We start from the raw sequence: 12,493 nt of genomic DNA on the forward strand, positions 1-12,493 counted from the left end.
TCCATAGTGGACGATGGAGACAATGTCCGGACGAGAGCCGGGGGTCTCTGGGCGCAGATGACCAAAGACCTCTCCACTGTCGACGTACGACCGGATTCCGATGCCGCCGGGACCCGTTTGAAGGGCTGCCGGAGACTGCTCAAGCGCTGAGCGACGAATTGCGCCGGCTCGGCGGGGAACTCGGCCCTGTGCGCTGTCGAGGTCGAGTGGGCACGTTCACGGTATTGGGCCGGAGAGCGGACGCACGCATGGCAATGGCCCACAGCGGCCCGGCGACCTGCCAAGCGAGTGCCTCCTCACCTGGCTCGTGCGGTGGCCGAGAAAGTAGACGTTCGCGCGCCTTCCATGACTTTCTCGGGGAATTCCAAGACGAGGTCGTCGCCCGCGAACTCTTGGGAGGCTTGGGGGTCGCAGAGGGTACCTTGACAGCGGTACAAGCGCAGGGGACGGCCAACGCCGATCGATGCGTGGCCGCGCTGCCGCAGGCGTGGCGGGATCTTCGTCGTGCCCTTCGTCCGTAGCGGACTTAGCGCGCCGATGTCCACGAGGGACGAAAGTCCTTCGCGTAAGGGCCTTATGACGCCATCTCTCGGCCGCGGCGAACTCGTACGGTCTGCGAGGCCGGTCCGAAGTGGTCGGTGAAGCTCAGACTCGACGGAGGGAGATTTCCCTGCTGACCGGAATCGAACTCGATCACGACCTGCGGTGCGGGCTGGCGGGCTACCTGGTCGCGGTGAGCGCCGCGGTGGGAGCGGGGAAGGAGTCCTGGGCCATGGATCTCGATCACCCCGCGTCGGCCTACATCGCCCTGGACCAGCGGTTGCCCCGCCATCCAGTGCGAGACACGGCCCTGCTGTGGGACGAGCGCCACGGCTGGGCCTTCACCATGGAGACTCATTCCGGGGAGGACTTGCTGGTGCTCGCCTACTTCGGGGGTGACCTAGTGCCCTCACCGGACGCCGTCGGCCGGTTCGTGACCGCGATCCAAGCCGCCGGTGGCGCGTCCACCGTCCCTGTTCTGCCGGAGCCGCGAGCCGATCGCGACGACGTGAAGGCTCGGCTGCTGCGGTACCGGCGCGACATCTGGGCCGCGACGGCACCGCGCAGTCATTCTGTCATTTCTCCGGTGTGTTCGTGACCTCGACGCCTCCGAAGATCGCGGTCCCGTTCACGGCGAGCACAGGAGCGTCCGCCGGGAGATCACCGGTTCCGTCGGTCTTGTCCTCTAGCCCGCCCATGAACGGGAGTCCGCCGAGCGAGACCCGCCAGCCCCGCGGTACCAGCACTTTGACGCCGCCGAACAAGGCGAAGGCGTCCACCGTCGCTCCCTCGTCGATCCGGGCTTGACGAAGATCGAGCGTCGAACCGCCGAAGATCGCCGAGACGTCGGTGTGCCGCAGGTGGCGGGACTGTTCTCTGGTGGTCGCTCCGCCGAACATCACGAGCGGTGTCCTGGTGCTGTGCTCCCGGCGAAGTCCGGCGAGCACGGCGAGGCCCGCCACCGCCAGCAGGGCCGGCCACCACAGACCGCCTTCCGCCAGGTCGAGGGTGCCCGCGAGCAGGATGAGCCCGATCACCGTCACGGCGGCAGGTCCGATCGACATCCGTCGCTGGGACAGCATCGCGACGATGCCGAGGCCGACCAAGGAGGCCGGCCACCACGCGCTGAGCAAGCCGCCGGTTTCGAGGACGCCGGTCACGTCGAGGATTCCCAGCACGCCCAGGGCGACCAGGACCAGCCCGACCCAGAATCGAACGGGTTTCACGACGGCTTCTCTTCCGTTGGGGGGTCGCCGCGGCGTTCGACCGCGATGGACCAGGGGCCTGCGAGCGCGGTGATCGTACCGGCCGCGGTCGCGACCGGTGCGAAAACCGCGGCGACGATGCCGGCGTTCACGGGGACATCGAGGACTACGCGGTCCTGGGTGTCCTTGACGACGATGCGCCGAGCGTTGCCCTCGTGGACGAGCCGTTGCACCTTCTCGGTGAACACTTCGCTCGGCTTCTTTGGCGCCGCGGATTCGGTCACTTGCCGGTCTTCCTTCTGCACGGTCATGGTTTCCTCTCCCTTCCGCTTCCACAGTGAGGCTTCGGCTCGCCGGGCGGCAGTGACCTTCGGTCCTTCCCCGTGGCCGAAAGGCGCACGATGCTGAGCGGAGGACTTTCCGACGTAGGAGGCCGTTCGTGAAGATGCGCGCATGGCGGGTCGCCCGGCCCGGGCCGATGGCTTCGAGGCCGCTTGAGTGGGCGGAGGTCCCGGTTTCGCGACCAGCCGCCGACGAGGTGCTGGTCAAGGTGCTGGTGTGCGGGGTCTGCCGCACCGATCTGCACGTCGCCGAGGGTGACCTGCCGGTCCATCGGGCGGGGGTGATTCCGGGACACGAGGTGGTCGGCGAGGTGGTCGCCGCGGGGGGTCGCGTTTTGGGTTTGGCCGTGGGCGACCGCGTGGGAATCGCCTGGTTGCGCGAAACCTGTGGCCGGTGCCGGTACTGCCTTCGCGGCCGGGAGAATCTGTGTCCGGAGTCGCGCTACACCGGTTGGGACGAAGACGGGGGATACGCCGAATTCGCGGTCGTACCGGCCGCTTACGCTCTTCCTCTACCCGATGGGTACACCGACGACGAGCTCGCGCCATTGTTGTGCGCCGGGCTGATCGGCTACCACGCACTTGAGCGGGCGCAAGTACCTGAGGGCGGCCGCTTGGGGATCTACGGATTCGGCGGAAGTGCCCACCTGACCGCCCAAGTGGCGATCGCCCGTGGCGCCACCGTGCATGTGATGACCCGCAGCGAAGAAGCCAGGAAGTTGGCTTTGGCTCTCGGAGCGGCCTCGGCTGTCGCGGCTGCCGAACCGCCGCCCGAGCCCCTGGACTCGGCGATCCTCTTCGCTCCTGCCGGAGAACTGGTTCCACCCGCCCTCGAAGCTCTCGATCGAGGCGGGACACTGGCGCTCGCCGGGATCCATCTCACCGACATCCCGCCACTGAACTATCAGCGGCATCTCTTCCAAGAACGCCAGGTGCGCAGCGTAACGGCGAACACTCGAACCGAGGCACGGGAGTTCTTGGCGTTCGCGGGGACCCATCACCTCGAGGTGAGTACGGTGCCGTACCCACTGGACGGGGCGGATCGGGCGCTCACGGATCTGGCGGCCGACCGGGTCAACGGTGCGGCCGTGCTGCGCGTGAGTTGACCGCCGCGTCGTTCACGCGGGAACGAGCAGGATCCACAAAGGACCGTCGGACACCGGAAGCAGCTGCCCGGACGTGGCCGTGAACTGGGTCGGCGCCGTTGCCGTCGTACGGTCCCAAGTGGCCGCGAACCGCTGCCCGTCCCGCCACATCGTCGCCTTCCCGGTGCCGACCGTCTGGGCGATGGGGGAGTTGGGGACCGTGCCGGTCTCCCCACGTTCACCGAGCCGGACGGCGACCCGCTGTTCGACGATCGTCGCCGCGGCGGCCTGGCCCTCGTCCACCGAGGTGAGTGGCGAGCCGTCCAGGCCGATCAGGTACCTGCCGATGTCCGCCGACCAGGTGAACGTGAAAGCGGCCGCCGGATAGCGGATCGCCACGGCGGCGGCCGCCGCGCCGGATCCCGGTGCGGCGCCCGTCGCGGGAAACGCGCCCTCCGGCGCGACCTCACCGTCAGGGACCTGTTGCGGGCGAAGGTAGAGATTGTGTGGTGACGGCCGGGAGTCGTCGCGGAAATATGCGTCCGGGATTTCCGCGGGCGAAGCGCTCGTCAGCGATGCCGAACGCAGAGATGGCAGCAGCTCCGGCGCGGCGCCGGAATAGGCGAGTGCGGGTCGCCCGAATTGGGCCAGCAGGCTGAGGTCGGTGGCTCGCGCACTCCGCACTGGGCCGATCACCGCCGGCGGCCTGCCCCGGTAGAGCGCGAGTAGCCGGGTCAGTCCGCCCTCGACGGGTTCCACGTACACGAGGTCTGCGGCGCTCAGACCGGTCTGCGGACGAGCGGCCGCCACGTTGTCGATCTTGACGGCCAGTACCGCTCTGCGATCAGACGCGGCGGCTTCGCTGGACGACGGAGTCGGATCCGGGTCAGTCCCGCCCGTCGGGCCGCTCAGTTCTCGCACGACCAAGACCACTGCCGCGACTACCACCAACGCCCCTGCTGTGGACGCGATCCACCAGGACTTCTTCACGAGAATCGGTACCTTTCATGTGTCCGGTCCGTGGCCGGCGCCTGGTGCTCGACCGGTATTCCTCGGAGAAGGACCTTCCGGAGCCGCAGGGCGTCGTCAAGTACCAGCACATCAGCGCGGTCACCGGGCCGCAACAGGCCGAGATCGAGCCCTGGATACAACGTGGCCGGCGTGCAAGTCGCCGCGTTGACGGCCGCCTCGGTGGTGACGCCGATGTCGCAGGCGTGGCGGACGGCTTCGAGCAACGTGATGGTCGTACCGGCCAGAGTGCCGTCGGTGCGGCGGGCGACGCCGTCGGACACCTCGAAGTCGACGCTTCCAAGGCGGTAGTGGCCGTCCGGACATCCGCCGGCGGCGAGATCGTCGGTGACCAGGATGATCCGGTCCGCCGCCGCCCGGAATGCCAGGTGGATCGCCTCGGGAGCCAGGTGGCTGGGGTCGGCGATCAGGCCGATGGTCACTTCACGGCGGGTGAGAGCGTCACCGGCGATACCGGGGTCGCGGTGGGTGAACGGACGCATCGCGTCGAAAAGATGCGTGATCAGCCGGGCGCCGTGATCGACCGCGGCGTGTGTGGCCGCGGCGGTGGCGTCGCTGTGTCCGCAGGAGACGAGGACACCGGACCGCACACACAGGTCGACCAGCTCCACAGCGCCCGGAAGTTCTGGAGCGAGGGTCAACTGCGTGACCGGCCCGGCGTTCAGCAGCCGCTGCGCGAGCGTGAGATCCGGAGTGCGCAGGTACTCGACGGGATGGGTACCAGGCCGTTCCCGGGACAAGAACGGACCTTCCAGGTGGGCGCCGAGGACACGGGCCCCGACGGGCACACTCTGAGCCTTGCCCGCGGTGATGATCGCACTGATGGTCCGGTCGGGCCGGTCGGTGATCAGCGCGGGCTGGAAGGCCACGACGCCGGTCCGGGCCAGTGCGATCCCGGCACGCACGTAGCCGTCGGCGTCCGCGTTCAGGAAGTCCACCCCGGCGAACCCGTTGACCTGAAGATCGATCAATCCGGGGATGGCCAGACCACGACCGGGGCGGGCGAGTCCCACGGCGGCGACCCGGCCGGAGTCCTCGTCGATCTCCACATCCCCGGCGCGATAGTTCCCGCCTACCAAGGCACCGGCGACACCCAGCCGCTTCATCGCGGCGGCAAGCTGCGCGCGATCAGTTCAGCCAGTTCCACCGTGCGGGACGCGTAGCCCCATTCGTTGTCATACCAGCCGAAAACCTTCGCCAGATGCGAGTCGGCCTTGGTCAGCGGTGCGTCGAACACGCACGAGGCGGCATCTCCGATGATGTCGCGGGACACAATGGGCGCTTCGGTGTAGCGCAGAATCCCTTTGAGAGCCCCGTCGGCCGCTTCGGCGAACGCGTGGTTGACCTCCTCGGCGGTCACCGGGCGCTCGAGTTCGACGGTGAGGTCGGTCAACGAGCCGTCCTCGACCGGCACGCGCACGGCGACCCCGTCGAGTTTGCCCGCCAGTTCTCCGGGATCACCAGCCCGATCGCCTTGGCGGCGCCGGTGCTGGTGGGCACCACGTTGACCGCCGCAGACCGGGCCCGGCGCGGATCCTTGTGCGGACGGTCGAGCAGTGCTTGATCACCGGTGTAGCTGTGGATGGTGGTGAGCAGGCCGCGCCGGATCCCGAAAGCGGAGTGCAGCACCTTCACCATCGGTGCGACGCAGTTGGTGGTGCACGAGGCGTTCGAAATGATGTGGTGGTTTTCGGCGTCGTAGTCGCCTTCGTTGACGCCCAGCACGATCGTCGCGTCGACGTCCTTGCCCGGCGCGGAGATCACGACCTTCCTGGCGCCGGCGGCCAGATGCACGCCGGCGGCTTCACGAGTCCGGAACTTGCCGGTGGACTCGACGACGACATCGACGCCGTGTTCGCCCCACGGCAGCCGGGCCGGATCGGCCTCCGCGGTGACCTGGACGAGATGGTCGCCGACGCGGAGAGCCCCGCCGTCGACGATCTCGACAGGTGTGCGGAGTTTGCCGTAGGTGGAGTCGTGGACAAGCAGGTGGGCCAGCATCTCCGGGGAGGTGATGTCGTTGACCGCCACCACTTCGATCGGGCTTTCCGGCGACTCCAGTACGCAGCGGAGGATGTCCCGCCCGATCCTGCCGAAGCCGTTGATCCCGAGCCGTACCGTCATGATCGTCTCCCTTGTCGTCCTACGGTCTACCGATGATCTGCTCGGCATCGAGGGAAGACGTAGAGACGAAGGTCCTCCCTCGCGCAGGCGAATGTCCGCGTCCGGAAAGCTGTGTGACTTGTTTGTGCTCACCGTGCCCGCTAACTCCGTCGTGGTCTGCTTCAATAACCGGTCTGGCGTGGAGAGCCGTTTACCCGACAGCGAAACGAGACGGTGACGATGACCGGTGACAACGGCGGCCCGCTGCCTCGGGTACTGCTTTGGGCGGTTGAATACGCCGCCTCACTGGGGCGCTCGCTTACTGCGACTACGCTGTGCGAGGCGGCAGCCGGACGGCTCGAGGTGGATGGGGTGACTTTGACGATCGACACGCCGCAAGGAGTGTCCGATACCCGCTGTGCGACGAGTCCGCTGGCGGAGCAGTTGGCCGAGTTGCACAACACTGTCGAGGAGGGGCCGTCGGTGGACGCGCGTCGGGAGGGCATCGCCATTCTGGCCGCCGATCTAGCCACTCCGGAACTGCAAAGTCGTTGGCCCTTGTTCACGCCCCTGGCGGTGGAGGCGGGTGCCCATGCGGTGTTCGCCTTGCCGTTACGGGTCGGCTCGATCGTGCTCGGGACTTTCTCGCTCCACAGGGTTGTCGCCCGCCCGCTTAGCCCGAGGCCCTGGTCGACGCGTTGGCGTTCGCTCAGTTGGCGTTGCGGATGCTGCTGGACGAACACGCGGGAATGCTCAGTCCCGACGGTGCCCCCCGGATCGACGCCTTGCCGTTGCACAGCGCGCAAGTGCACCAGGCGACCGGAATGGTCTCCGCTCAACTGGGGGTCAGCGCGCGCGACGCGCTGGCCAGTCTGCGAGCACGCGCCTTCGCGGAACAGAGGACGCTCAGCAATCTGGCTGCCGCGGTCGTGGCTCGCGAAGTGCGCTTCGCTCCCTTTAAGGAGCCGACATGACCCTTCCGCCCATTACTCAAGGACCTCTTACGGACCAGATGACAAGGACGCTCCGATGATCGAAGACCGTATCGTTGATGCGCTGGCGGAGCTGGCTGACACGTTGCTGGGCGACTTCGATGTCATCGAGTTCCTGCACCTTCTGGCGGAACGGTGCACACAGCTTTTGGACGCGGACGCGGCGGGTGTGCTCCTGACCACTCAGCACGGTCCGCTGCGACTGGCCGCCACTTCCGAGGAGCGGATCCGGCTGACGGAATTGTTCCACCTTCAGACAGAGGAAGGCCCATCACTGGACGCCTTTCGATCCGGTGCGCGGGTCGAGGAGCCGGATCTGCACGCCGCGCCGGCCCGGTGGCCGAGGTTCGCGATCGCGTCGACCAATGCCGGTTTCGCCGCCATAGCCGCGATTCCCATGCGTCTACGAGGTGAGGCCGTCGGGGTGCTCAACATTCTTCGCCGGACCCGCGGCGAGTTCGGTGTGAGGGACCTCCGGGCCGCTCAGGCGTTGGCGGACGTCGCGACGATCGGTCTTTTCCAGCATCGTCCTGCTCGCCACTACGAATTCGTGACAGAGCAGCTTCAGGCGACGCTGGAGAGTCTCGTCGTGGTCGAGCAAGCGAAGGGATTCGTCGCCGAACATCTCGCCGTCGACATGGCGGCCGCGCTCTCCGCGCTTCGCCGTTATGCGAGTCGGCACGATTTGAAATTGAGCGCGGTCGCAGGTGCCGTGGTCGAAGGTGATCTCAGCGCAGGTGCATTGCTCGACGTTCCGGAATGACCGCGGGCAGCCGATCGGCTATCACCGCCCCAATTTCCACAACAAGGCGTGGCTCGTTCCGCCCTCCTGGGAGATGACGAAGGCATGCCCGACCGCGATCCCGTGATCGTTGACCGATTCGACCACACAGGAATAGGTGCCCGGAGGGCAGTCGAGCGTGTGCGCCGCGCCGTCGCGATCCCACCAGACCGGTACATCTTGCCGGGGGCCCATGATGGCGCCACCGACTACGATGTCGTGATTGTTCTGACGGTACGCGCCCGTCGAAGTGCTCCCGGACGGGAGTTCGAGCCGGGATATCCGGCCACGGATCCAGCGGACCGCCGTCGTGCCACTGGGAGCGCTCGAGTAGCCGAGGACGGTTCCGCGTTCGTTGATCGCGGTGGCGTAAGAGGTTTCGCCGGAAAGATTCGGTAGCACAGTGGGACGTCCGCCGCGGTCCCAAAGCAGCGCGAAGTCGCCGCTGCCACCGACCACGGTCCCTCGGTTGTTCAGTCCCGCGGCGACTGCTGTCGTGATACCCGACGGTAAAGCCAACGCGCGCATCTCTCCGGACGAGTTCCAGAGCAGGGGCTGTGTCCTCCACCCTTCCCCGAAACCGTATCCCGCGATGAGTCCGTGGTCGTTCACCGCCGTCGCCGTAATGTTCCGCAGACCGGGTGGACCGGTCAGTTCGCTGACTCGGCCGGTGCGGTCCCATCGGGCCGGGCGCATACCGGGCATCGCATAGCCGATGACCGTCCCGTCGGCGCCGATGGCGTTCGCTTCGAGTCCGGTCGTACCCGGAAGGAACTCCATGTCGATGATCCGGTGGTCGGAAGTCCAACGTACGGCGTGGATCCGGCCGTCCGTCGTCGGCGCCCGGCCGATGGTCTCGTTCCGGCCGTTGATCGCCTTCGGGTAGGTCGAACCGGCGTTGTCCGGCAGATCCGGCAGGACGGTGCGCCTCCCGCCGCGATCCCACACAGTGGGTTCATGGGATTCGCCCTGGTTCTTCCTGCTCATGCCGATCACAAAAACGTGGTCGTTCACGTCCACCGCAAAGGAGTCCAGGACGCCGGAGACCTCGCCGAGATCGACATACCGCGTACTGGCCACAGCCGCGTTGTCCGATAATCCGATAGTCGTGGCCGACACCAGCATGGTCACAGCAGCCAGCTGTGAAACGAGTGTTCGCATGAGTGGTCCCTCCCGATTTCGCGAACCTCCAGAGTCCTGCCGCGTTCGCGGCGCGGGGTAGAGACCAAGGTCCTCGCCACCTACACCGTGCCGCCGACGCGATCAAGCCGGGACTGTGGGCCCGGCCCGCCGGGACTTCGGTCTCTCTTCCTGAACTTCTCACTGGTCGAAGCTGGGAGGAGACCAGACGGGAGAGCGAAATGAAGATCCTCGTAGCGGCGGCCAGCCGTCACGGCGGGACCTGGGAGATCGCGGAGGAGATCGGCCGCGCCCTCGCTTCGGAGCTGCGCGGTCACGCGACCGTGTGGGTGTCGAGGGCCGAGGACGTCACGACGGTCGAGGAGTTCGACGTCGTTCTGGTGGGCAGCGGCGTGTATCTGGGGCAATGGCTCGAGCAGGCGAGAGACCTGGTCGGCGAGCACGCCGCGGTGCTGAGGACCAAGGACGTGTGGCTCTTCTCCAGCGGCCCGGTGGGAACGCCGCCGAAACCCGCGGTGGATCCGGATCCGGTGGACGTGGCCCGGCTGATGGTGTCGTCCGGCGCGCGCGGGCACGTGGTGTTCACGGGCCGGATCGACCGGAGCCTGCTGCGGTTCACCGAACGAGCGGTCGTGACGGCGCTCCGGGTCAAGGACGGTGACTACCGGGATTGGGCGGCGGTGCGGGCTTGGGCTGGCGAAGTCGCCGCCGTGGTGAAGCCCGCTCGGACGAAAGAGGTGAGCGGGCATGCCGAGCGCGACTGAAGACGCGGTCGTCGTGGGGATCGACGGTTCGGGGTCCGCCAAGCGGGCCGCGGTGTGGGCGGCGGCCGAGGCCGTCAAGAGAGGGAAGCGGCTTCGGTTGGTCCATGTGTACGCGGTCCCTCAGGTGAGGCTGCCCGCGGTGGTGCCGTCTGCGGAGGCGCTTCGGTCGGGGTTCGAGGCACAGGGCGCGCGATGGCTCGCCGAGGCCTGTGACGCGGTGGCCGAGGGCTATCCGGATCTGATCGTCGAGTCCGCCGCGCGGGAATGGGCCCCGGTGGCCGCACTGATCCAGGAGTCTCTGACGGCGACCTTGATCGTGCTGGGTTCTCGCGGCCTCGGTGGCTTTACCGGTCTGCTGGTCGGTTCGACGGCGGTGGCGCTGGCGCAGCACGGGCATTGCCCGATCGTCGTCGCGAGGGGGAGACGTCCCGACGACATTCCGCCCGAGGTCGGTTCCGTTGTGGTGGGCACGGACGGTTCGGAGTCGAGTGACGCGGCCTTGGCCTTCGCGTTCGACGAAGCGTCGCTCCGGGGCACGGATCTGATCGTGGTCAGGGTGTGGAACGAGGTCACCGACCACGAATCGGCCAGGGCGCACGCCTTGACGGTGGACCCGGACGCGATCGAGTCGGCGGAGCGACAGGCGCTGGACGAACAACTGGTGCCTTGGCGGGCCAAGTACCCGGACCTGTACGTGGAGACGGTCGTCGCACGCGGCCGGCCGGTCCGCGCGCTGCTCGGTTTCGGTGAACGCGCCCAGTTGCTCGTCGTGGGGTCGCGAGGCCGCGGCGGGTTCCAGGGGATGTTGCTCGGCTCGACGAGCCAGGCGCTCGTCGCGCATTCGGAATGCCCGGTGGCGGTCGTTCGTCCGACGTTGACCGGCCAAGAAAGCAAGTGAGGAGATCACCATGCGAGCACGGGACCTGATGTCCGCCCCGGTCGTCACGGTGACGCCCGGGACCACCGCGAAACACGCTGCCGAGTTGCTCGCGGAGAAGGGATTCACCGCGCTGCCGGTGATCGACGAGGACGACCGGCTGATCGGCATCGTGACCGAGGCCGATCTGATCAAGAACCGGTTTCCGCACGACGTTCGCACGGGCCCGGACCACGAGGCGCGTCCGAGGCCGGGGTTGACCGTCGCCGAGGTGATGACGACACCGGCGACGGGGATGAGCACCGGCACGGACGCCGCCGAGGTCGGCAGGGCTTTGCTCGATGGACGTATCCGCGCGATGCCCATTGTGGACGGTTCCAGGGTGGTCGGAATCCTCACCCGAGGCGATTTCGTGCGTGCCTTCGCCCGTTCCGACGAGGCGATCGCGGCGGACGTCCGCCATCACTTGGCGATTTACGGCGGACCGGGCCGGTGGACGGTCGAAATACGAGACGGTGTCGTGCGGGTGGGCGATGCCTACGACAGTGACACCGATCGCCACGTGGCCAAACTGCTGGCCGAGGCGGTTCCCGGTGTCGTGGAAGCGAAAGTGACCTATCAGGAGGACGAACGATGAACGCGGCGGACCGGAAGATCGTCGTCGGGGTGGACGGGACGGAGCCGGGAAGGGCGGCCGTCCGATGGGCCGCCGCCGTCGCCGAGGAACGACTGCTGAAGATGCTGATCGTGCACGCATTGCGTGTCGACAAGCTGGCTTACGGGGCTGGATTGGCGGGCCCCGCACCTTGGTACGACATCCTCGCCGAGGAAGGTCAGCGCGTTCTGGAGGAGGCCGTCGCTCAAGCGCACTCGGTGGCACCGGGAGTGGACGTGGACACGCGGATGCCGGCGGATTCTCCGGTACCCACCTTGATCGACGCGTCGAGGTCGGCGGCGATGGTGGTCGTCGGCGGCACCGGGAAGGGCTTCTTCGGGGAAATGACGATCGGTTCGACAGCGTCGGCGGTCGTCGGTCACGCTCACTGCCCCGTAGTGGTCATGCGGGGCCGGAAGAACACCACCGCGTATCCGGCCGAGGGGCCGATCGTGGTGGGGCTCGACGGCAGCCCGCTGAGCGAGCGTGCCCTGGAGATCGCCTTCGAAGAGGCGGCGTGGCGGAAGGCCGACCTGGTCGTGGTCCACGCGTGGCGGGACGTCACCTACGACGACGCCTATGGGATGGCAAGGCTTGTCGTGCAATGGGAATTGCGGCCGCGGAAGTTCTACGACCTCGTCGTCGAAGTCGCCCTCATCCGGCCCGGCCCGATCCAGGGCGGCTCCGTCCACCCCTACATCGCGCGCCGCCGAGGCGAGGAAACCTGGAAACACAAACATCCCCTCCTGGCGCGGAGTCTCGATAGGACACTCGGGGTGCCGTTGTTTCAGGAGCAGGTCATGCAGATGGCCGTCGACGTCGCCTCCTTCACCCCGGCAGAAGCGGACCTGTTGCGGCGGGCGATGGGCGCGAAACGCTCCAGCGCCAAAATGCGGAACTCGCCAAAAGGTTCTTCGACGGGGCCGCGGCGAACGGTGTCGACCGCGACACCGCCGTGTCCGTGTTCGAGCAGATCCACGC

At 67.5% G+C, this 12,493-nt stretch carries 13 protein-coding genes and 1 pseudogene; 8 read left to right on the plus strand and 6 right to left on the minus strand.

Features of this window, described 5'->3' with window-relative positions; genetic code table 11:
* Positions 1 to 631 precede the first annotated feature (631 nt).
* Positions 632 to 1,138, plus strand: a complete 507-nt coding sequence (locus AVL48_RS13545) for a DUF6292 family protein (RefSeq protein ID WP_061983322.1) — start codon at positions 632 to 634, stop codon at positions 1,136 to 1,138.
* On the opposite strand, the gene AVL48_RS13550 is transcribed toward AVL48_RS13545, so the two are convergent.
* Positions 1,116 to 1,766 (minus strand): LiaF transmembrane domain-containing protein, encoded by a 651-nt coding sequence (locus tag AVL48_RS13550; protein WP_061983323.1) that lies wholly within the window; start codon positions 1,764 to 1,766, stop codon positions 1,116 to 1,118. The genes AVL48_RS13545 and AVL48_RS13550 overlap by 23 nt on opposite strands.
* The gene (locus AVL48_RS13555; protein WP_061983324.1) at positions 1,763 to 2,056 is read right to left on the minus strand and encodes a DUF4342 domain-containing protein; all 294 of its coding nucleotides are present in this window, start codon (positions 2,054 to 2,056) and stop codon (positions 1,763 to 1,765) included. Before AVL48_RS13555 ends, AVL48_RS13550 begins: the two co-directional genes overlap by 4 nt.
* A 134-nt stretch (positions 2,057 to 2,190) precedes the next feature.
* Here AVL48_RS13555 and AVL48_RS13560 point away from each other — a divergent pair, with 134 nt between their 5' ends.
* On the plus strand, positions 2,191 to 3,192 hold the full coding sequence (locus tag AVL48_RS13560; protein WP_061983352.1) for a zinc-binding alcohol dehydrogenase family protein: 1,002 nt from the start codon (positions 2,191 to 2,193) through the stop codon (positions 3,190 to 3,192).
* A gap of 12 nt (positions 3,193 to 3,204) precedes the next feature.
* Here the strand turns inward: AVL48_RS13560 and AVL48_RS13565 are convergent, their stop codons facing one another.
* The 3 genes and pseudogenes from AVL48_RS13565 to gap form a co-directional block, all read right to left on the minus strand.
* Positions 3,205 to 4,161: a DUF3048 domain-containing protein gene (locus AVL48_RS13565; protein ID WP_061983325.1), complete on the minus strand. Its 957-nt coding sequence runs from the start codon at positions 4,159 to 4,161 to the stop codon at positions 3,205 to 3,207.
* Entirely contained in the window at positions 4,158 to 5,306 is a 1,149-nt protein-coding gene (gene nagA / locus AVL48_RS13570) for an N-acetylglucosamine-6-phosphate deacetylase (RefSeq protein ID WP_061983326.1), read from the minus strand. The genes AVL48_RS13565 and nagA overlap by 4 nt, the downstream gene beginning before the upstream one ends.
* Positions 5,303 to 6,324 (minus strand): annotated as a pseudogene (gene gap / locus AVL48_RS13575) (type I glyceraldehyde-3-phosphate dehydrogenase). The gene nagA and the pseudogene gap overlap by 4 nt, the downstream one beginning before the upstream one ends.
* 677 nt (positions 6,325 to 7,001) lie before the next feature.
* On the opposite strand from gap, the gene AVL48_RS13580 reads away from it, so the two are divergent.
* Complete coding sequence (locus tag AVL48_RS13580) at positions 7,002 to 7,277, plus strand: ANTAR domain-containing protein (RefSeq protein WP_061983327.1); 276 nt, start codon at positions 7,002 to 7,004, stop codon at positions 7,275 to 7,277.
* A 55-nt stretch (positions 7,278 to 7,332) separates the two neighbouring features.
* Positions 7,333 to 8,058, plus strand: a complete 726-nt coding sequence (locus AVL48_RS13585; protein WP_061983328.1) for a GAF and ANTAR domain-containing protein — start codon at positions 7,333 to 7,335, stop codon at positions 8,056 to 8,058.
* 21 nt (positions 8,059 to 8,079) lie between these two features.
* Here the strand turns inward: AVL48_RS13585 and AVL48_RS13590 are convergent, their stop codons facing one another.
* The gene (locus tag AVL48_RS13590) at positions 8,080 to 9,207 is read right to left on the minus strand and encodes a hypothetical protein (protein ID WP_143104940.1); all 1,128 of its coding nucleotides are present in this window, start codon (positions 9,205 to 9,207) and stop codon (positions 8,080 to 8,082) included.
* 230 nt (positions 9,208 to 9,437) lie between these two features.
* On the opposite strand from AVL48_RS13590, the gene AVL48_RS13595 reads away from it, so the two are divergent.
* The 4 genes from AVL48_RS13595 to AVL48_RS40830 all read left to right on the plus strand — a co-directional run.
* Entirely contained in the window at positions 9,438 to 9,980 is a 543-nt protein-coding gene (locus AVL48_RS13595; RefSeq protein ID WP_061983330.1) for a flavodoxin domain-containing protein, read from the plus strand.
* Positions 9,964 to 10,878 carry a universal stress protein gene (locus AVL48_RS13600; RefSeq protein ID WP_061983331.1) on the plus strand — a complete coding sequence of 305 codons (915 nt, stop codon included), beginning with the start codon at positions 9,964 to 9,966 and terminating at the stop codon, positions 10,876 to 10,878. Before AVL48_RS13595 ends, AVL48_RS13600 begins: the two co-directional genes overlap by 17 nt.
* Positions 10,879 to 10,888: 10 nt before the next feature.
* Positions 10,889 to 11,494, plus strand: coding sequence for a CBS domain-containing protein (locus AVL48_RS13605; RefSeq protein WP_061983332.1), 606 nt, complete (start codon positions 10,889 to 10,891; stop codon positions 11,492 to 11,494).
* The coding region (locus AVL48_RS40830; RefSeq protein WP_425266079.1) for a universal stress protein at positions 11,491 to 12,493 on the plus strand (1,003 nt) is incomplete at its 3' end. The genes AVL48_RS13605 and AVL48_RS40830, both read left to right, overlap by 4 nt.

Origin of the sequence: Amycolatopsis regifaucium (assembly GCF_001613935.1) — a bacterium.
Taxonomy (GTDB): Bacteria; Actinomycetota; Actinomycetes; order Mycobacteriales; family Pseudonocardiaceae; genus Amycolatopsis; species Amycolatopsis regifaucium.

Excerpts from the sequence above, each read along its gene's own strand:
- AVL48_RS13555 (WP_061983324.1), bottom strand. The coding sequence starts at position 2,056 with ATGACCGTGCAGAAGGAAGACCGGCAAGTGACCGAATCCGCGGCGCCA.
- AVL48_RS13560 (WP_061983352.1), top strand. The coding sequence starts at position 2,191 with ATGCGCGCATGGCGGGTCGCCCGGCCCGGGCCGATGGCTTCGAGGCCG.
- nagA (WP_061983326.1), bottom strand. The coding sequence starts at position 5,306 with ATGAAGCGGCTGGGTGTCGCCGGTGCCTTGGTAGGCGGGAACTATCGC.
- AVL48_RS13585 (WP_061983328.1), top strand. The coding sequence starts at position 7,333 with ATGATCGAAGACCGTATCGTTGATGCGCTGGCGGAGCTGGCTGACACG.
- AVL48_RS13595 (WP_061983330.1), top strand. The coding sequence starts at position 9,438 with ATGAAGATCCTCGTAGCGGCGGCCAGCCGTCACGGCGGGACCTGGGAG.
- AVL48_RS13600 (WP_061983331.1), top strand. The coding sequence starts at position 9,964 with ATGCCGAGCGCGACTGAAGACGCGGTCGTCGTGGGGATCGACGGTTCG.
- AVL48_RS13605 (WP_061983332.1), top strand. The coding sequence starts at position 10,889 with ATGCGAGCACGGGACCTGATGTCCGCCCCGGTCGTCACGGTGACGCCC.